Source organism: Vibrio gallaecicus, assembly GCF_024347495.1.
Classification (GTDB): domain Bacteria; phylum Pseudomonadota; class Gammaproteobacteria; order Enterobacterales; family Vibrionaceae; genus Vibrio; species Vibrio gallaecicus.
The window spans coordinates 2,049,042-2,070,017 of the sequence record NZ_AP025490.1; the positions used below are offsets into that span (position 1 = coordinate 2,049,042).

17 protein-coding genes are annotated in these 20,976 nt (G+C 40.6%); 5 read left to right on the forward strand and 12 right to left on the reverse strand.

What is annotated here, in order from left to right:
• Window positions 1–67: 67 nt before the first annotated feature.
• Both ycfP and OCU78_RS08840 read right to left on the reverse strand, forming a co-directional pair.
• On the reverse strand, window positions 68–607 hold the full coding sequence (gene ycfP, locus OCU78_RS08835; RefSeq protein WP_137372933.1) for an alpha/beta hydrolase YcfP: 540 nt from the start codon (window positions 605–607) through the stop codon (window positions 68–70).
• Between the two features lie 109 nt (window positions 608–716).
• Window positions 717–1,571, reverse strand: a complete 855-nt coding sequence (locus tag OCU78_RS08840; protein WP_137372932.1) for a phosphotransferase — start codon at window positions 1,569–1,571, stop codon at window positions 717–719.
• Between the two features lie 371 nt (window positions 1,572–1,942).
• On the opposite strand from OCU78_RS08840, the gene OCU78_RS08845 reads away from it, so the two are divergent.
• Window positions 1,943–3,271, forward strand: a complete 1,329-nt coding sequence (locus OCU78_RS08845) for an anaerobic C4-dicarboxylate transporter (protein ID WP_137372931.1) — start codon at window positions 1,943–1,945, stop codon at window positions 3,269–3,271.
• Between the two features lie 183 nt (window positions 3,272–3,454).
• Here the strand turns inward: OCU78_RS08845 and lpoB are convergent, their stop codons facing one another.
• The 4 genes from lpoB to OCU78_RS08865 form a co-directional block, all read right to left on the reverse strand.
• On the reverse strand, window positions 3,455–4,045 hold the full coding sequence (gene lpoB, locus OCU78_RS08850; protein ID WP_137372930.1) for a penicillin-binding protein activator LpoB: 591 nt from the start codon (window positions 4,043–4,045) through the stop codon (window positions 3,455–3,457).
• Window positions 4,046–4,151: 106 nt separating this feature from the next.
• Complete coding sequence (locus tag OCU78_RS08855) at window positions 4,152–4,535, reverse strand: YcfL family protein (RefSeq protein WP_137372929.1); 384 nt, start codon at window positions 4,533–4,535, stop codon at window positions 4,152–4,154.
• Window positions 4,532–5,860 (reverse strand): COG3014 family protein, encoded by a 1,329-nt coding sequence (locus OCU78_RS08860; protein WP_137373287.1) that lies wholly within the window; start codon window positions 5,858–5,860, stop codon window positions 4,532–4,534. The genes OCU78_RS08855 and OCU78_RS08860 overlap by 4 nt, the downstream gene beginning before the upstream one ends.
• 261 nt (window positions 5,861–6,121) lie before the next feature.
• On the reverse strand, window positions 6,122–6,472 hold the full coding sequence (locus tag OCU78_RS08865; RefSeq protein WP_137372928.1) for an HIT domain-containing protein: 351 nt from the start codon (window positions 6,470–6,472) through the stop codon (window positions 6,122–6,124).
• 231 nt (window positions 6,473–6,703) lie between these two features.
• Between OCU78_RS08865 and OCU78_RS08870 the strand changes: the two genes are divergently transcribed.
• Together OCU78_RS08870 and OCU78_RS08875 are read left to right on the forward strand one after the other, a co-directional pair.
• A complete protein-coding gene (locus OCU78_RS08870; RefSeq protein ID WP_137372927.1) occupies window positions 6,704–8,695 on the forward strand; it encodes a methyl-accepting chemotaxis protein in 1,992 nt (663 codons plus the stop codon).
• A 195-nt stretch (window positions 8,696–8,890) separates the two neighbouring features.
• Entirely contained in the window at window positions 8,891–10,051 is a 1,161-nt protein-coding gene (locus tag OCU78_RS08875; protein WP_137372926.1) for a DUF1887 family protein, read from the forward strand.
• A 357-nt stretch (window positions 10,052–10,408) separates the two neighbouring features.
• On the opposite strand, the gene udp is transcribed toward OCU78_RS08875, so the two are convergent.
• The 4 genes from udp to OCU78_RS08895 all read right to left on the reverse strand — a co-directional run bounded on the left by udp (window position 10,409) and on the right by OCU78_RS08895 (window position 16,002).
• Window positions 10,409–11,167, reverse strand: a complete 759-nt coding sequence (gene udp / locus OCU78_RS08880) for a uridine phosphorylase (RefSeq protein ID WP_004736272.1) — start codon at window positions 11,165–11,167, stop codon at window positions 10,409–10,411.
• 394 nt (window positions 11,168–11,561) lie between these two features.
• Window positions 11,562–13,898, reverse strand: coding sequence for a zinc/cadmium/mercury/lead-transporting ATPase (locus OCU78_RS08885; RefSeq protein ID WP_137372925.1), 2,337 nt, complete (start codon window positions 13,896–13,898; stop codon window positions 11,562–11,564).
• 124 nt (window positions 13,899–14,022) lie between these two features.
• Window positions 14,023–15,480, reverse strand: coding sequence for an MATE family efflux transporter (locus OCU78_RS08890; RefSeq protein ID WP_137372924.1), 1,458 nt, complete (start codon window positions 15,478–15,480; stop codon window positions 14,023–14,025).
• 105 nt (window positions 15,481–15,585) lie between these two features.
• Window positions 15,586–16,002, reverse strand: coding sequence for a CBS domain-containing protein (locus tag OCU78_RS08895; protein ID WP_137372923.1), 417 nt, complete (start codon window positions 16,000–16,002; stop codon window positions 15,586–15,588).
• 355 nt (window positions 16,003–16,357) lie between these two features.
• Between OCU78_RS08895 and OCU78_RS08900 the strand changes: the two genes are divergently transcribed.
• A complete protein-coding gene (locus OCU78_RS08900; RefSeq protein ID WP_137372922.1) occupies window positions 16,358–16,591 on the forward strand; it encodes a hypothetical protein in 234 nt (77 codons plus the stop codon).
• A gap of 167 nt (window positions 16,592–16,758) precedes the next feature.
• On the opposite strand, the gene OCU78_RS08905 is transcribed toward OCU78_RS08900, so the two are convergent.
• Window positions 16,759–18,783 carry a TonB-dependent receptor domain-containing protein gene (locus OCU78_RS08905; protein ID WP_137372921.1) on the reverse strand — a complete coding sequence of 675 codons (2,025 nt, stop codon included), beginning with the start codon at window positions 18,781–18,783 and terminating at the stop codon, window positions 16,759–16,761.
• 153 nt (window positions 18,784–18,936) lie between these two features.
• Window positions 18,937–19,857, reverse strand: coding sequence for a LysR family transcriptional regulator (locus OCU78_RS08910; RefSeq protein ID WP_137372920.1), 921 nt, complete (start codon window positions 19,855–19,857; stop codon window positions 18,937–18,939).
• A 120-nt stretch (window positions 19,858–19,977) separates the two neighbouring features.
• Between OCU78_RS08910 and OCU78_RS08915 the strand changes: the two genes are divergently transcribed.
• On the forward strand, window positions 19,978–20,895 hold the full coding sequence (locus OCU78_RS08915) for a siderophore ABC transporter substrate-binding protein (RefSeq protein WP_137372919.1): 918 nt from the start codon (window positions 19,978–19,980) through the stop codon (window positions 20,893–20,895).
• The last annotated feature ends 81 nt before the right edge of the window (window positions 20,896–20,976 follow it).

A 20,976-nucleotide genomic window follows, 5' to 3' on the forward strand; every position in this document is an offset into this window, starting at 1 on the left:
CAACTTTGCTTTACGCATAAAAAAAGCAGCACCAACATGGCACTGCTTTTCATCATAAATTTATGATTTACATATCTTTGAATGCTTTCATCGCTTGTAGATGCTGAGAGATCTTCTTAAATTTATGGGGTTCTTTCTCATCCCAAATCAAATCGTAATAATCTTCTAACTCTTCTGCGGATTTGCTGTTGTCGTGTATTTCATCATTACGAGATAAAATGACCAAACAACGACCTTTATTTTTCATTCGATACTGTTCAACACACTTAGTAGCAATATCTTCGTATTCTTCAGGTCGGTCAATTCTACCCACCATATTATTTTCTGGATGCAAGTTAGGGTTAAAGATAACTTGTTTAATTCCACATAAGAAACCAATGCGTTCCGACCAAAATGCACCCAAACCAACACCGCAAATAATAGGGTGTGGGTCATCAGACTGCTCTATCACTTTATGTACTTCTTTAAGCAGGTGCTGCATGTCGTGTTTTGGATGTAAAGTACTGTAGTTAATAAAACGAATGTCATCATCAATGAATTGCAACTGCAGTATTTTTTCATGGTTACCAGGGCTTGTAGAGTCAAACCCGTGTAGATAAATAATCATTGTACCTCCCCCGTTGAATGCTGGTACTCGTATTGTAAATCTAACACGAAAATTATGGTTTTAAAGGGATGGGCAGTGAAATTACACATTTCACACAATAAACGTGATCCTAGCTACAGAAAGTGTGACTCAGCGCTTCAGCCTCTTCAAGGAATGATGCGTCCCCCCATAGTTGATGAGCCAGTAAGTACCAGAGCATCGCCATCATCTGGCTTCGAGGTAACCAAGCTTGTACACCTTCGACCCAAGTATCAACATCTTCGATTCCGCGTAATTGACAGTAACGATACACCGATTGCAACAAAGGTTGCTGTGCAACAGCAATACTTAATGTTAAATCCAGTCGTGGATCAGCTAATGCTGCGTATTCCCAATCTATTATTTGAATCCCTTGCTGATTTTTCACTAAGTTATAACCACCTAGATCAAAATGGCAAAGTGCATTATCTACACTTTTCACATTCGGTGAAGAACGCCATTCTTGATAAATACTTTTAAACGGTTCAATCCTATGCTTTTCATTTAGTTGAAACCAGTAATGATCGACTCGTGCCGTAAAACAAAAAGGGGTTAAAGGAATTCTTGCCGTATTGACTTGATGTACCGAAATAGCGGTTCTTAATAAGCTATCCAGTGCTAAGCCATCCGATAAGGTTTCACCGTCTAGCCATTCGACAAGTAGCCCTTTATCATTCAGAAGTATCGGTTTAGGGGCTATTTTTAATAACTCTATGGCGGACAGAACTTGGTTTTCTTGATGACGAGTTATAGAAAAAGCTTTAGTAATTGCCGTTGTTGGTCGCCAAACATAAGCAACGCCTTCAGCGTCAACTATTTTCCAGCAGCGGTTAGTAAGCCCCCCAGTTAAGGTTTGAACCGACTGAGGCGGAAAAGCAAAGAAATCGTCCAGCGAATTCAAGCTATCATCTAACTGTTTCGCTTCAGACCAAGCAAAAATCGCCATACTTAATTCCTTCTAAAATTTTTAATGTCATCAACAATAATGACGGCACTATCAACTTCAAATCCCGTCTAACACAACCGTTCTAATTCTCATGCCTAATACATTTATACAATTGGACACCAATTTAAGGGTTTTCGTTCCACCGATTATAAATTCCATAATCATTAAAACTTTATTTATCTGATAGATAGAGCACATATTTCTATTGAAAAACGAAAAGTAACGCCAATTTTAATACAGATCAACCAACCTTCTATTGATAAAAACAACAACAATTCAAATGAGAATACGTTCAACAAATGTAATCCATTTAACAGGTATTACTAGGCTAATGTCCCTCTTTATATTGCTCTTCTTTTTATAGGTGCCTTATGCTCTATTTTGAATTTATCTTTTTGTTGTTAGTTCTGTATATCGGTTCTAGATTTGGTGGTATCGGACTTGGTGTCGTATCTGGCATAGGCTTAGTGATTGAAGTATTTATCTTCAAAATGCCACCAACATCTCCACCTGTTACAGTCATGCTCATCATTTTAGCCGTAGTGACTTGTGCCTCAATTCTTGAAGCGGCTGGCGGGCTCAAGTACATGCTTCAGGTTGCTGAGCGTATTTTAAGAAAGAACCCCAAACGCGTTACTCTTATCGCACCTTTTGTCACCTATTCAATGACCTTCTTATTGGGTACAGGCCACGCGGTTTATTCTATTATGCCAATCATTGGTGATGTGGCTTTGAAAAACGGTATTCGCCCTGAACGACCAATGGCTGCAGCCTCAGTTGCTTCTCAAATTGCTATTACTGCCTCCCCTTTATCGGCAGCGGTTGTCTACTATTTAGCTCAATTAGTCGATATTGATGCATCTATTACGCTAATGTCTATTTTAATGGTCACGGTTCCTTCCACTTTGTTCGGTACTTTGATGCTCTCTCTGTACAGCTTACGCAGAGGTAAAGAATTAGACGATGATGAGGAATACCAAGCTCGATTAAAAGATCCAATCTGGCGTGAAAAAATCCTCAATACGACATCAACTTCTCTAGATGAAGAGTTACCCGCTAAAGCTCGTAATGCTGTTTTGATATTCTTAGGAGCAATTGTGGCAATTGTCGTTATTGCAATGTTCCCAGAGATTCGAACAATAGTCGATGGTGAAAAACCAATTAAAATGTCTGTTGTGATTCAAATGATGATGTTGGCATTTGGTGGCGTTATTTTACTTTCGACCAAAACAGACCCACGAGATGTGCCAAACGGAGTTGTGTTTAAATCCGGTATGGTTGCTGCTATTGCTATTTTTGGTATCGCTTGGATGTCAGATACCTATTTCCAATACGCTATGCCTCAATTCAAAGCAGGTATTGTTGATATGGTGACACTGCACCCATGGACATTTGCCCTTTCACTTTTCATTGTCTCTGTTGTAGTTAATTCACAAGCTGCGACTGCACGAATGATGCTTCCTGTAGGTTTAGCATTGGGGTTAGAACCAGCATTAGTGATTGGCTTAATGCCCGCGGTGTATGGATACTTCTTTATTCCAAATTACCCATCTGATATTGCAACTGTGAACTTTGATAGTTCAGGTACAACTAAAATCGGTAAGTGGTATTTCAACCATTCCTTCATGTCCGTCGGTTTAATTGGGGTAATATCGGCTTGTACCATAGGTTATGTTTTAGGACAAATCGTTATCGGATAATCGATAAAACCCAACTAAACAGTAAAACTAACCAACCTAAATTAACTAAAAAAAGCCCGCAGAAACTTATCTGCGGGCTTTTTGTTGACCTTAGGCTAGAACATTCAAACTATATGATGCGAAACATACTTATAGAAGAACCTTCTTAGCTTAGATCTAATAACTTAGTCACTTAATCAGTGATTATAAGCCAAGTAAACTTTTTGATTTTTGCTTACGAATTTCTGTTTCGTCTGCCCATTCAATCAAGCCACTTTCAAGATCCATTAGGCGCATTGTCATTTTGTAGTACACGTCTTGGTCACTACCATCGTTCTTCACAATGCTAGATAGGTTGCCATACAACATGTATTGAGCACCTACCATTTTACCGAATTGAATCGCTGAGCTTTGATTAACCAGTTCATCGTTGTTTTGGAAATTAAGCTGATCACGAACAGATTCAACTCTGTCCATATCTACGAAACGGAATTTGCCAGAATTAAGCATTTTAGTACTGATCGTATCTGTAATTGATTCTGTATCAATGTGTTCGCTTGTTTTATTCTTAATGCGCTCAACAAATACAATTGGACGTTGCTCACGAGTAATATACGCAACAGAGCCAGAAGTCATCATACTATCAACCATTTGACCGGCGATAGTTTGTAGATCCGTAGAACCAAAATCAATAGTTGTGGTTTCTACAGCTTGTGCGTCGCCATAGCTTACTTTATTAGAACAACCACCTAAGATCACCGCTAAACCTAATAGCGCAATTACACTCTTCTTCATCTTAATACCTCAATCTACAAACGGGCAAACCATGCTAGGTTTGCACTTTAATCTATTGCCATCCACTCAAGCTGAGCCAAAGCAGATGCATTTAAAAACATACTATTTATTGCTCACGGAACTGAACTCGAAACTGTGTGCCTTTCGGATTCAGCGACACTTCAGAAATCGAAATACTTTCAAAACCTTGTACAATCGCTTGTCTCCATGGACCTTCTTTAGCATTGACTTCTAAGCCAGCATCGTCATACCAATAGAATCGATAAATGATGTTTTGTTCACCTTTAAACTGACTAGTTAAACGTACAATACCTCGAGTATGACCATCGACTTGATCAGTACGTACATCTTCAACAAGTAAGCGACTGCCTAATACTTTGTCCCCAAAAATCACGTTTTGAGTTAGGCTGTCAACTCTTACACCTGCCGTATTGTTCGCACAGCCAGCCAGCGTGATAACCGCTACTAAGCACATCAACCATTTTTTCATCTCAGCCTCCCTAGCTGTTTATGCCACATTGTTGCATTGCTTCCTTGTCGAGAAACCCAAATTAATGTGGTTTGATCTTTTACAACATTAAATTCATATTGCTGGCTGCCGACTTCAAGTCTATGCATCCCACTCTGAATTACGTAGCTACTGCTGCGAACTTCTGCCGGGAGTGACTGCCAACTGCGAGTGTCTGGTTGTTCTGTTAATGTATTCCACACATTAAAGAGTAAGTTACCAACATCATCACCTTTCGCTGTTTCTTTACGTATTCTATCTTTTGCTACCACACGTAACGCTTGGCGAATAACAATACTCGGTAACCTTTCTGAAAGATCGTTTTGAGCCATCGCATTCACATCAGTGAGTAAACTATTCGGCAGAACTCTCCCATCAAGTTTTATCTGCGAAAATTTCTCTACGTTTTGACTTGGATAATAAGGAAGAGCTAGCGAATAAATCGCGCCTTGATCTCGGCTATCATAAACTGGCAAGTCTAAACGCCAGCTATCCATTGCTTGAACAACGCTTTGCTCTTGTAAAACAATGACTCGCCCATGACCTATTGGTAAAGGTTTCGATTTACCATAGCGCTTATTTAGGATATTTAAATCTTCTTTCATCCCTAAGCGTGTCGCAACCGCTAGCGTTCTTTCTACAATCTGCTGATTATCAGGCATCACGGCTAGCGCACGACGATAATCAACATAAGCACTGTTTAAGTCATTTGATGCTTCATATAACAAGCCTGATAAAAACATTAAGTAAGCATTTTGAACAGATCGAAGCTTATCACCCGCGTCTGGGTAGTTTGACAAGATACTGCCAACATTTGCTGAAACGCCTTTGGATTGAGCCTCATTCGCTGCTGCATTCAACTCATCTTCACGCTGCTTCTTCGCACGTTCTTGAACTTGATTTGCACGGCGCATTTCTATGACAGCGCCTTCAAGGTCATTTTGCTTTAGATAGTTTAAACCTAGGTATAGATGAAGAAATCCGAGCTCATAATCAGCAGGGGAATACTCGGTAAGGTTGTCGTTGACGGCTAATACCCCAACGCTTGCGGCACTATCTCCAACAGAAATTACAGCTTTATCTTGCTGAGTCGTTACCGCTTTATCCGCAAGCTCGAATGATGTTTTACTTTCAGGATAAAGTTGATCAAGAAAGTTAACTCGACCTTTCTCAAAATTATCAAGAATATCACCCGCTCTATATTCTGGTAATTCTTGCTGGGCTTGTGAATACTCCCCCAACTTCACAGCTTGATATACTTCGTTATTTTGTGCGCTGTAATGACTAAATAAATTGCCTGCCGACAGACTCGAACACCCTGTTATAAGTGCGGATAGCAAAGAAATAGAAGCTAATTTAACGTGTCGCTTCAAAGTCATTCTCCATACTCTATCTCCAGTCATACTGAACATTAAAAAATGCCAACTTTTACATCTCGTAACTTGCAGCTATGTAGAACTCTGACAGCTATCTAGACAAAAAGTTGACATCAGTTTCAAAAAATATTGAATGCTATAAATAAGCTTAGTTCATTGTTCAGTATGGCTCAGCTCATTACAAAAGGGGACTTAGCTCATTAAAAGAGGACCTAGTGGTCGACCTCCAACCAGGTGCATATGGATATGATAAACCTCTTGCCCGCCGTGAGAATTACAATTCACGATTAAGCGGTAGCCGTTTTCATCAATGCCTTCTTCTTTAGCTAGTTTTTTAGCAACCGTAAACATACGCCCCATCATTGCTTCATCTTCAACTTCTACATCATTAGTCGTTGGAATTAGCTTATTCGGGATAATCAAAATATGGCTTGGAGCGCGCGGGTTAATGTCACGAAATGCCGTCACCAGATCATCTTGGTACAATAAATCAGCAGGAATCTCTTTATTGATAATTTTTGTAAAGATTGTTTCTTCAGCCATTTTGTTCTCCACTTAATATTCTCATCTAAATTTATGCTTTGAGTATGCGTGATGGCAGCTTAAAGCTCAATAAAAAACACTGTTCATTTACAATGTACGCCATTCTGCTTAGTCTGCTTATCTATTTTTGAAGACTCCGTCATAAAATGTGCAGCCCAAGCTGAATACAATGCTGATAATTTTGTAAGTTTCCATATACCTACCAATTAGGTCCATTTTAGGGAGAATGCCATGAAAGGCTCAGTGATTAAGCGTATGTACGCAGGTTTCGCACTGATCATCATTATGTTTGCAATCACGATTACCATCATGATGAGCAGCATGAATCAAATTCACACCAACTTTGAAAGTGTGTCAACCACCTCTTTACCTCTAGTTTCGCTTTCAAACCAAACAAGTGTTCAATTACTTTCAGCTGACAAGTCATTTAAAGATTTCTTAACTACACAAAACGCTGAGCGCATGTCAACCATGCGCAGCGAATTTATTGCATCTAAAGGCGAGTTTTCTCAAATACTTGGGCAGTTGGAATCAGCAAGTATGAGTAATAACGATCTCGCAGAACGTATCACTCAGCTGAAAGAGATGGAAAAGCGCTACTTTTCTGAAGCTGCCGAAGCAATGGATAACTACGAAGCAATGTTTGCCGCTCAGGCTCAAGTTCAAAAAGCTGCACGTGATTTCCAAAGGCTTCATTCTGAGCTAACGGTTGGTATGAAAGAGTACGTAGCAGACCAATCAAGCATCACCGTAAAAGTAATGGCGAAAAGTTATTTCATCAAACTACAAGATGCAGAAGTCACTACTTCAGATGCTCTAGCAAGTTCAGATACTGATTTTGTAAGTAAAGCGGTAAAACAAAATAGAAAGGCAGTGGCGCATCTTAATTACGCATACCGAGGGCTTGCGACACAAGTGCCTGCAATTAAAACCGTTTTCGATAAGCCTGTTGAACAATTCACCTTGGATGTTGGTAAAAAAGGTGGTGTGCTCGATAAACACAACAATTATCTTCAAGCTAAAAAAGCGCTATATATCAATATCGGCAACTTAGCGACTGAAGTTGATAATGCAATGACAGTGTTAAATTCATTTAATACTGTGGCAAGTGAGCAGCTGGGTAATTCTCTAGCTGAAGCAAGTGATGTATATGACCAAGGTTTAATTAAAGCGATCACTATTGGTGTCATTGTTACTGTTTTTGCGGCAGCGATTGGTTACCACATTGCTCATAGCGTTCGAGAGCCACTAACGCGCATTCTAAGCGCTCTAGAAGGTCTAACTGAAGGTGATATGACTCAACGTATTGATATTCGCTATAACAACGAATTTAGCCGTGTAAGCGGTCACATTAATACGTTGGCAGATAACCTACGCAATATCCTCGTTAAACTAAATGATGCTTCTGATGATCTGACAGAAACGGCAAGCAACAACCAAAGAACATCTTCACAAGCTCAAACTCAATTGAGCAGTCAACGTGAGCAAACTGCAAATGTAGCAACCGCAATGACCGAGATGTCGCATTCTGTGCAAGAAGTAGCACAAAGTGCTCAGAGCTCACTATCAATGGTTCAGCAAGTGGAATCTGCTTCAGATTCTGGTCGCCAAATCATGAGCAACAATATAAGTACAATTAACCAATTAGAAACACGTTTAAATGAATCGGTTAGTGCCGTGGATGAACTTCAAAAAATGAGTAGCCAAATAGGCTCTATTCTTGATGTTATTCGTGGCATTGCCGAGCAAACTAACCTGCTTGCATTGAATGCCGCGATTGAAGCCGCTCGTGCAGGTGAACAAGGACGCGGTTTCGCAGTGGTTGCAGATGAAGTTCGTGTACTGGCGCAGAAAACGACTCAATCAACGTCTGAAATTGAAACTATGATCAGTAATTTGCAGTCTAGCTCTAAAACAGCAAGTGCCGTAATAACTAGCTGTGTGAGTGATATGGACATGTCAGTTCAACAAGCTTCAAGTGCGAACAGTGCAATGGAAGAGATTCAAGCATTAATCTTAGAGATTAGTCATATGAGTACTCACATTTCACAAGCTGCAGCTGAGCAAAGTGAAACATCAGGTGACATCGCCCGTAATATCGAAGATATCAATTTAATTGCTGACGCGAGCTACCAAGCAATGTCAACAATTGCTGAAGCAAGCCAAAACCTGACTAAACTTGCAAATCAACAGGGTGATTTAGTCCATCAATTTAAACTTTAATAAACAATTAATTGGCAGTAAACACTGCACCGCAGCTTAAATAATGGCTGTTAAAGTTAATAACTAATTGAACAAGGGTAACTTTTATCAGAAGTTACCCTTGTTTTTTGGGGCTAGTGTCATTATATGATTAGTATGGCTTGCTGTTATTCCAGTTTTCTTTTCTTTTGAGTGAGCCAACACTAAGGAACATTTATGGCTGTACATGTTGGCATTATCGATCAAGACCCTATCCGCTTGATTACTCCACTCTTAGATAACCGAACAATCAGTACCCACATTGTTTTTATCGGGGATAAAACACAAGAACACATGTACCTGAGATTACACTCAGTACTCACAAAACGTGATATCACGAGCGAATTTTTCGAGCTTCCAACTGCAATTAATACTTCAGCAATTAAAGAGTCTGTACAAGTACTCGCTGAAGATTTAAAAGCCAGAGGGGAAGAAGTAAAACTCAATGCAAGTTGTGGTTTACGTCACCGCTTACTCTCTGTCTATGAAGTTTTCCGTACCTACCACTGGCCAATTTTCGTCGTTGAACCAAACAGCGATAAGTTATGCTGGCTATACCCGAATGGAAAGGAAGATGCGCAAGTTCAAGACCGCATCACAATCGATGATTACTTAACCATTTTTGGTGCTCGTGGTGAATTCAGCGATATCGAATTACCTCCACAACTGGACCAAAAGCTTTATGAACTCGGCGAACGTTGGGCTGGTAATGCACTGGAACTAGGTCCCGGTTTAGCAACACTGAATTACCTAGCAACGACTTGTCGTAAAGAACAAAGATTAGATGTCGGGCTTTCAGAGAAGCAACAAGGCTACCGAGAACTAAATATGCTGCTCAGTGATCTTGTTGAAGCTGAAATTGCTACTTACGATAACGGGATTTTGACCTTCGCAAATGAAGATGCACGCCGATTCTCTAATGGGGAATGGCTTGAAACCTTGGTGCACAGCACAGTTAAACAGATTCAAGATGATCTGCCTACCATTCAAGATCGTTCATTGAATGTACAGGTTTACCGTCAGCTAGGCGAACGAGAAGTTCGAAATGAGCTTGATGTGGCTTCTGTTGTGAACAACAAACTGCACATTATCGAATGTAAGACGAAAGGCATGCGTGATGACGGGGATGACACGCTCTATAAGCTTGAGTCACTTCGTGATTTGCTTGGTGGCTTACAAGCGCGTGCAATGCTAGTGAGTTTTAGACCTTTACGTCACAATGACATCACTCGTGCGGAAGACCTAGGCTTAGCCTTAATTGGACCTGATGAATTGAAAGACCTTAAAACACATTTAGCCGCTTGGTTTACAGCAGCCGGTGGGCACGAAGAATTGTAATTTCACTGGCTAGTCACTCTTAAGAACAAACCTTAAGAATCAAATAGCTTTACGAAACTAAAAATATTTAAAAACAAAAAGCTAGGGTAATAACCTAGCTTTTTTATAGCTACGGTTTAGTGAAAATCTTACCCTTATCAATCTTTGTATCTTATATTTTTTCCATTCATAGCTTCATAGCTTCATAGCTTCATAGCTTCAAAATACATGACCACTTTTCTCTAGTCATACAACAATTTTTGCGCATAAAAAAACGCTCGCATTTTCATGTGAGCGCTTTGAATCTATCAGCTTTGTGCTTTCTCAATATTCTACGTTAAACAATAGAAAGTTGTTGTCGTAGTATTGATAATACTCTTAAAGCATTTTACGAGCAGCTTCTACAACCACTTTGATTGAACGAGCTTCTGTTACTTTTAGAGTTTCGTGATCAGGCGTTTCTTTCTGAGTACGGTTGATAATAACACCCGCAACACAACCCGCTTTAAGACCAGAACTTGCACACATAGTTAGCAGTGTTGCAGATTCCATTTCAAAGTTTAGAACACCCATGTCTTGCCATTCTTGCATAGAACCTTGGAAACGCTTAACAACGCGACCAGAGAACGTGTCGTAACGCTCTTGACCTGGGTAGAAAGTATCACTTGATGCTGTAACACCCATATGAACCGTCGCGCCAGACTCGTCAACAGCAGCTTTCATTGCTGTTGCAACTTCAAAGTCAGCAACTGCTGGGAACTCCATTGGAGCAAAGTGTAAGCTTGCACCATCAAGGCGAACGGAGCCAGTAGAAACAATCATGTCACCCACATTTACATGCGGTTGAATAGCACCAGTAGTACCAACACGAAGGAAAGTACGAACACCTAGCTGTGCTAACTCTTCCACTGCGATAGATGTTGATGGACCGCCGATACCAGTTGAACATACAACAACAGGTTTGCCATCTAGTTCAGCTCGGTAAAGCGTGTATTCACGGTGGCTAGCAAGGAAAACTGGGTTTTCCATTTCTTCTGCAATTTTTTGAACACGAGCAGGATCACCAGGGATGATAGCAAGAGTAGCACCGTTAAGATCAGCTTCAGTAACACCTAAGTGGAAAACAGCTTGAGACATAGTTTGCTCCTTGTGGCTTATAGACGTTGTTCGTCCTTATTTAAGCGCATAATAAATTCATGGGGTACAGGTGTACTTTAACGAAGGCAAACATCAAATGAAGTGACGAGAGTCACATTGAACGTTGTAATGTATCATGACATTTCAAGAAAAATCGGTTGGCATCACAAAAATCAGTAATTTCGACATTTTAGTTGCATATTAATGAGACAAAAAACGCCTCTAGCGGTAATCCGCGAAAGGCGTTTATAAGATGCAGTTCACATTATCTTGGTAACGTACATTCTAGTCACTGCGCAATGTAAACTAAATTACCGAGTAAATAGCGAAATAACTCCGAGATATAGCACTCATTACTCTTTTAAGACTTGGTTAAAATATACGGATATAGGCACTACTCTGATTTTGGTTTAAAACGAAGTAAACGAAGTGCATTCAATGTTACAAGTGCTGTTGCCCCGCTATCTGCTAAAACTGCGACCCAAAGACCTGTAATTCCGAATAGACTCGTCACTAAGAACACGCCTTTCAAACCAAGTGCGAGTGCAACATTTTGACGAATGTTATTCATCGTTGCTCGTGATAACTCTATCATCACTGGTAATTCAGTCAGCCTATTATGCGTCAATGCTGAGTCGGCGGTTTCAAGCGCTACATCAGTACCGCCCCCCATTGCAATTCCCACATTCGCTGTTTTCATTGCAGGAGCATCATTGATACCGTCACCCACCATGGCAACATGTGACTGTTCAGATAAGGCTTCTACATAATTGACCTTATCACTAGGAAGTAAGCTCGCTTTAAATTGGATACCAATCTTCTTACTGATTGCAGCAGCACTTCGAGGGTTATCCCCTGTCAGCATTATTGAATCAATACCTAAAGCTGTTAATTTATCTATCGCCTCTTTAGCGTCTTTTCTTAAAGTATCTTGCCATGCGATCAAACCAATAGTGTTGGTTGAACTAGCTTCACCTTCCAAGGCAACTACAACTGTTTTACCTTCACCTTCTAGTTGACCAACGAGATGAGTAACCTCATCAGGAAGGTCTGATTCAACTTTAGATGGCGCGATAACACTGTATTTAACACCGCCAACATACCCCTCAACTCCACTGCCGATTAATGCTTTTTTATCTTCTGCTTCAGGAATAACAATGCCGTCGGCTTCCACTTTTTTAACTAAAGAATGAGCCAATGGGTGAGTCGAGCCCATCTCAATAGCTGCTACCACTTGCAGCATCGCCGCTTCTTCCCAATTGGAAAGCGCATGAACATCCGTTACTTGAGGTTTACCTTGAGTTAGCGTGCCGGTCTTATCAAATGCGATAGTTTCAATTTTTCCCAATTGCTCTAAAGCTGCACCGCCTTTAATCAGTGCACCACGCCTTGCAGCAGCAGCCAAACCTGAAGTAATGGCTGCTGGTGTTGAAATCACAAGTGCACAAGGACATGCAATCAGCAGTAATGCTAAGCCTCGGTATACCCAGGTTTCCCACGGTTGTGCGAAAAGAGTTGGAGGGATAGTTATCACAAGGACTGCAACAAACATCATTAATGGTGTATACCAACGACTAAATTTATCGAGAAAGCGTTCTAAAGGTGCTTTACGTGACTCAGCCTCTTCAATTAAATGAAGAATTCGATCAATCGCATTTTCACCTTGTTTCGAAGTGATGGTAAGGCGTACCACTTGATCTACAACAACTGCCCCAGCCATTACACTGTTGCCTTCCATATGCTCAACAGGGACTGATTCTCCTGTTAATGCGCTTTCATCAAAACTCGCGGAAGCCGTTACTAATGCTCCGTCTGCTGGTAAACGAGAACCGGGGGCAACTTCAATGACATCGCCTGGAACTAGCTCACTTACGGCAGTTTCAATACGTTCACCATTAACTATCTTAATGGTATTTTCCGGAACCAAAGCCATTAACGCCTGCACACCGCTACGCGCTCTCGATGACGCAAAAGCTTCTAGTCGCTCACCAATCAAAAACAGCAGCAAAACCATCGCCGCTTCTACTGTTTCTCCAAGATATAAAGCACCTAATGCAGCAACGCTCATCAGTGTTTCAATCGCAAATGGAGTACCAGAGCGTGCTAATTGGACAGCTTTTTTTGCAACGGGATATAAACCAAGAAGGCACGTTAAGGTAAATAGACCTTCACTGATGATTGGTAACGGTCCTTTAATCACAGCGGCAATCAACATTGAAAATGCTATGGCTATGATTTGAATATTGGGTTGAATATACGTAGACCAAAAGGTCTCTGGCGCTTGGTTGGATGGACTAGCGCCGACAGCACTTAAAGTGAAGCCTGTCTTTATAGCGGTTTGTTCGATGATTTCTGAAAGGGCTTGATCATTAAACTGAACGACTAACTTTTCGGTCGCAAATAAGACTTTCGTATGTACCACACCGCTTATTTTATTGATTGCGGTTTCAATTTTTTTAGCACATGAAGGGCAGTCCATACCATTGACTTTCCAACTTTGAGTAAATGTAGCGACTGCGGCTTGACTAGAAACCAGACTGTCTTCTTCTCCACTATCTGAACTGCAACAAGAATCGCCTTTGGATGCGCCACCGCCGCACCCTCCCTCGGAATTACCAGCAAGGTCGCTTTCAGCGCTTATACTGGTAATTTTAGAATTCGAGCAATTTGAATGTCCCACAGACTGAACATTCACTTTGGACGAGCGGCATGCTGTATGTTTTGTGCACATAATATTTATCCTTAATACATTAAATACTCTGACTGTCGATTATCAAAAGTTGACAGCATTACAAGAATATAAAAAGTATAAACCTTGGAGGCGACTCCAAGGTCAATAGATAAATTAAGAAAAATCACTTGGCTTCAGCGGTTTCATCTCTATTTTTTGAAACATCATCAATTAAAACCGCGTCATGAGAGCAGAAAGGCTGCGTGTTTAAACTCACAATAGAAACATCCTCCTCTTCTACTTCTACCTTAGAACCAGCCGTTAATTCAGCGATGTGGAATCGTAAAACAACAATAGCAATCAGACCGAATAATATATTCCCCACGGCTTGCCCATAGATAACACCAAGAGCCCCATACCACTCAGAACCGAAATACACAAAAGGCAAGGTGCCTAATGTCGCTTTGCTTAAATTCAAAGCCGTCGAATAAAGGGGCTTACCGAGGTTATTAAAAGAAGTGTTCGCAACAAATAATGCACCATTAAAAATGAATGTAAGAGCAATATAAGTACAAAAAGCCCCGACAATTATGGCTGCGTCCCCTTCTAAGCTAAAACCTAAAATAATGAAGTCTTGGACAAAGTACAGAATGGTACATACGATTATCGTATAGATAGTGGTAACCAATAATGAATTGTTTAATGTCTCTTTAACCCTATCAACCCTGCCAGCCCCAAAATTTTGTCCTATAATTGGGCCTACCGCTCCAGACAAAGCAAATATAACGGCAAAGCAAACTGGCGTTAAACGACCGATAACCGCAAAGCCTGCGACGAAATCTTCCCCGTATTGAGCAATACCAGTAGTCACAATAGCATTACCAATTGGAGTGGCTGCATTGGTAATAATGGCAGGTAAAGCAATAGCCAAAATAACTCTTAGATTACTACGCCACGCTCGGTAAGTAGGTGAGGCAACCAAATCGTGATCACGGATCAAAGGGTAAATAGAAAAGAATAAAACCGCGAATCGAGCAATCACAGAAGCAATAGCGGCCCCTTCAATATTCCAGCCAAAACCAAAAATGAATAAAGGATCGAGTATGGCGTTTACTATCCCTCCAGATAAGGTTGCCAACATTGAACGTTTAGCATCACCCGCAGCTCTTAAGCCAGCACCCGCAGCCATAGCAAGGGCAAGAAAGGGACCACTCGGTAATAAGATCTGTAAATAAGCGGCAGCACGTTCCGCCGCTAAACCTTTAGCACCAATTGCGGAAAGTAATTCAGGAATATGGGCATACATAACCGCCGTTATAATTGCGCTAATAGCAAAAGCCGTCATCATTATACTGCTGCTCAAGTGCCGAGCATGTTCACGATCTTTAGCACCAATAGCCTTAGAAACTAAGGCTCCCATCGCAATTGAAGTACCAATGGATACCGAAGTAGAGAAGAAAGTAAGAGTGCCTGCAAACCCGACGGCAGCTGCTAACTCGATTTGTCCCAACATACTGATAAATAACATGTCTAACAAATCGACCACAAATAACGCCATTAAACCAACAGAGCCAGCACCCGACATTACTAAGATATGACGCATTGTCGAGCCTTCAACAAACTTGGCGGTTTGATTCGTCATTTATACCCCTTACTTACACTCATTTATAAAAACAAATAAAAAAGGCGCTTAATGCGCCTTTATCGTCAGAGAAATATAGTCAAAAACACAACTTGTTACAATGAATTAAACAGGGTGCTTGAAGCAGTCATCTAAGGTTTTTCCTATCGCACGTAATACATCTGTTCGTGTGATGATACCCACCAGCTTTTTGTTATCGATAACAGGGTAAGCCTTAGGTTTACCAACCTTCATCAGATCGGCCAGTTCAATAATAGGTAACTCTGGTGATACAGACAGTACATCAGGATGCATACAATCCCCCACAAGGTGGGTGTCTTGACAAAAATAGCTCACTTTTACCAGCTTATCTAATAAGTCCTGTTCCGACAAAAATCCAATCACTTCTTCATGTTCATTAATAACAGGACCGCCCATATGAGCACTCTTCATCACTTTGTCCAAAGCTAAGCTTAATGGCATCTCAGCTTTAAATGTTACGGCTTGCTGAGTCATATAGTCTTTAACTTTTAATGATTCCATAACTTACTCCCTAAACTTTCTTTGCTTTGAATTTAATTTTTCCTATAAGTTAATTGTTGTCTAAAATCTTGATTTTACTAAATGGATTTCAACAATTTTATTGATAGGTAAAACCTATAAGCTCAGCAGACTATAGGGAGAAAGGCTTCGCTCGTCATTTTCACTTTTATCTTTCAAAAAAATGACGCTTACGAACTATCCAAATTAACGAATTTAAAGGGCAATTTATTATTCGTTTCATGTACTTTTGCCACTTTATAGGTACCTCTTACATTGCCTTACTTACAAACTCTAGCGAGCTAAAATCATTTTGTTACTCTACAGCCAATTATTTCAGACCTTAGTTTTTGCCCTTATGCCACATCAAAACATCACTTATGCTTTCATTTATGAACGAGAAAATGGCGTTGACAGTATTGTGACCGCTAACATCAATGGAGAAGAAAAGGCATTAATGTCTGACAACATTGCGGATATAGAAAGCATGACGAGCATCGCTATAAATTGCGCGGCTAATGACAATAAAAAAATCAAACTAGCAAAGTACCAGAAAATACAAGAAATCGACTTTGCGGCTTTTATTGGTTAAAACTCGCTACTCCTTGCGTAAATCAAAACCAGTTAAATAAGACAAAAAAGCCCACACATGCTCCAAAGTAAGTAGCTTTGAAACAGTGCGGGCAATTTTACCTATCAAGTTGGGTAATAGACATTCAGTTGATGGCTATCTAGATAGGCGAATACAAGCTACATAACTTAAAAATCGGCAGTCATACCTACATAGTAAGTACGAGGAGCTTCTACATAACCTAAGTTTTCTAATTCTTGCGAAACCGCTTCATCAGTAAGGTTGGTAATACCAGCGCGTAGTCTTACAGAATCATTCACGTAATAAACCGTACCGAAGTCCAAAGTAGTATATGCATCTTGATATAAATTATCTTCGATCTTACGCTCACCACGGTAACGAGCACTCAAGAATGTGCTTAGTTCATATGTTGGGTTCCAGTTCACTTTAACTAGACCAGAGTGCTTGTATCTTTCAAGTAACTCTTCGCCCGTTGATTTATCTTCAGTATCTAAATATGTGTAGTTTGCCGATAAATCCCATTGCTCTGTAATGCTTACTTGACCAGCAATTTCAGCTCCTTGAATAACAGCTTCAGATACATTCACATATGTACGGCTACCGTTACTGATAAAGTTACCGTTGTTATCAACACAACCAACACCGTTTCCACCCCAAGTCCCGCCCAGCTCACATGTGGTGTCGCCACGATCAATCAAGTTCTCAACTTCGTTACGGAAAATAGCACCTTCTACATTCCAACGTTGTTGGGTGTAAACGGCTGCTAGCTCGTAGTTCCAGCTTGTTTCAGGGTCTAAGTCTTCATTACCAACAAGATCACACCAACCTTTGCAGCTAGACACAGTGTAATCGGCATGGTTTTGCGTCAATGTCGGCGCTTTAAATGCCTTACCCACACCACCTTTAATGATTAGTTCATCCGTTGTTTGATGGACTAGGTACACACGCGGGCTGAACTCTTCGCCGTATTTTTCATGCTTATCTAAACGACCACCCAATGTTGCAGTTAATTGCTCAGTCATCAACCACTGATCTTGAATGAACAGGGCTCCTTGGTAAGCTTCTGCTGGTGCACCTTGAATGTTTTCTTCATTCGTCAGTTCGCTTAATTGGTAATCCATACCAAACGTAAGAGTGTGAGACTGACCAAGATCAGCGGTTGCAGACGCTTCAACTATTTGTGTTAACTCTTCAACATCACGAGTAGAGCGACCGACGTCAGCCGCATTTTTATCGACAACATTTTCACGAGAATAACGAACTTGCGTGTCGCCCCATGCCCAAAAACCATTATGAGTTAATGCTTGGCTATTACGCTTAACATGAGACTTAGTAACATTCACGCCTGTTGCATGCTCTGCCACGCTGTCACGTTGGTCGTCACTGTACCCTAAGTCCAAATCGATAGTTTGGTCGTCAGTTACGTTCCAAGATAAAGTACCAAACAGGCTGAGAGTGTCTCTACCTTCTAACGCCGTTACTTCTTCACGATCATAACCATTGCTGTGCTGACCAGAATACGGTTGCCAAGCATCACGTGTGGTTTGGTTAACAGAGAAACGAGCAAATAGTTCATCTTCAATTAATGCGCCAGAAGACGTTAAGCCTACTGAATACTCCTGACCACCATCGCCATCGCCCGGTGTGGCGTTATCCATGCTGAGTGTCGAATTCCAATCATTAGATGGCGCTTTAGTTATGATATTAATTGTGCCACCCATGCCGTCTGAGCCATATAGCGCAGACATTGGACCTCGAATGATTTCAACGCGCTCAATAGACTCTGAAGGAATAGTCGAAAGATCAAAATCATTGCCTCGAATAATCGCACTTGCCGAGCTCAAACGTCGACCATTCACCATAATTAAGGTGTAGTCTGAATCCATACCACGGATAGATATCATCTGGCGACCAGCACGAGTACTATCAAAGTCAGATTCAACGCTTGTGGCTTCACCAACAATATCCGCCAAAGTGATGCCTGGGCTATTTTCAATATCTTCTGAAGTAATCACCGACATAGATGCAGGTGCTTGCTTAAGCGCCATTTCTGTACGCGTAGCTGTCACGACCATCTGTTCATCAGTTACTACTTCGTTTTGTTCAGCTAAAGCGTTCAATGACAGAGTTGAGCAAATAATAGCTACGGCTAAAGATAGTGGGCAGCGGTTAAACTGTGAATTCGTTGACATAATTTCAATCTTAATGAGGTTGGTAATGATAATGGTTTGCATTAGATATTTAACCAATGACCATATCAATAAAAGCTTCATATCGATTTGTAATTATCACTATTTAATTATTAAATAATTGAACCGATGAATATTCAAAGTTCATTATTCACGTTATGAATAAGTCTCTTTAAACAACGAACGAATCCACTGACACATAGGATCATTATGAAATCGCTTATGCCAGTAAAGGTATACATCTTCGGATGGATGACGCAGAGCTTCAGGAACTCGCTTACATACAAGGTTTCTATGTTCCGCGGCTTGTTCAGCAAATGGTGTGGGGAGATGGAAGATTACATTCGTTGTCTCTGCAATCGCAGGAGCAACGTTAAAATTAGAAAGCTGGATGGGCACAGACAAGGTTTGATTCTTATCGATGAGCCCAAGCTTTTTAAAGCGACCTTCTATTGAGAGTTTTTTATCACCCTGTAAGGATATTTGACCAAACGGGCTAACTAATAAGTCATTCACCGTGATTTCTTTATCTGCTAAAGGGTGATCTTTGCTCATTAATAAACGGTAATCACGGCTGACAACAAACATTCGATATAAGTTCTGCTCTGAACTCAACGGCTCATGAGTTGAAAGCACAAAGTGAGCCTCACCAGATAACAATGCTTCAAAGGGTCTTTTGGGAATGGAATCTATATCAACGATCATGCCTGGCGCATCCTGCCTTATCTTTGCCACTATCTGAGGCATGAGATGCGTAATTTGAGGTACTAAACCAAAAAATCGTACCGTGCTCTGGCTTTCCAAAGGATCGAAATTATCCCCATGAACGAGCTTTTCAAGACTCGCTAATACAGAATTTAAATCTTGCTTTATCGACTCTGCTTTAGGAGTCAGCTCATAGCCATAAGCTGTTCTGACCAAGAGATCATCTTTAAACACACCTCGTAATTTTTGCAATGTTCGACTAACGGTTGGCTGGCTTATATCAAGAGCTAGCGCTGTATTGGATACGTGTTTTTCTTCGAGAAGGTGCTTAAGAATAACTAAAAGGTTCAAGTCAACCTGAGATAGATTCATTTTCAGAATACTCACTATTACAGAAATGCGATTGACGCATAGTGAACCTATGATAACGTAAACGCAATTAATAACTATTCTTATTTGATCTATATCAATTTCATCTGCCTAGGTTCTCGAATGTTAACTAAAATCTTTAACAAATTGGCGTTTACGGCGTCTTTAATCGCTCTTTCTTCTGCCTCTGTCTTTGCGAAAACATACGAGCACAGTATGGGAACGATTGAAATCAATGAAGTGCCACAACGAGTGGTAGTGTTAGGGTTTGGTAGCTTAGATTTTGTTGACGCACTAGGTATTGAACCTCTTGGTATGCCGAAAAACTTGCTTCCAGAAGCACTTAGTAAATACAAGTCTGATAAATACATTAATACGGGTAGCTTGCAAGAAGCTAATTATGAGACTCTTTTTACGCTTAAACCTGACCTAATTATTGCTGAAGGTCGAATGGCAAGTATCTACTCAGATCTAGCTGACATTGCCCCTACTTATATGTTCCAAATCGATTCAAAGAATTACTGGGATACCACTCAGAAGCACTGGAGCACACTAGGTGAAATTTTCAATAAAGAAGAAAGAACAGACGCGTTAATTACAGAAATTCAAGCTAAGGTTGATACACTAACTAGCCTCACAAAGCAGGCAAAACCTAAAGCTTTAACTGTAATGAGCAACGGCAGTAACATTACTATGTTTGGACCAATTAGCAGATTCTCATTTATTTATAATGAAGCTGGTATGCAAACGTCTACATCAGATAATGTTTCAAGCGAAACTCGCACACACGGTAACTTAATCTCATTTGAATACATCGCCGATGCGAAACCAGATGTACTGCTAATTTTAGACCGAGATCAAGCTATCGGAAAAGCCAGTGGTCAAGCAAAGCAACTGTTTGATAATTCATTAGTATCCTCAACGCCTGCAGCAAAAAATAAGCACATCACTTACCTTGACCCTTCAGCTTGGTATTTGGCTGCGGGTGGCTACCAATCTATTAAAGTGATGATTGATGATTTACACGACTCTATTCGCTAGGTCACCAATTACCAAAATTACCATACGCTTGGCGATTGATTAATATCAATCGCCAAGTTTTTCGTTATAAACCGTACGAAA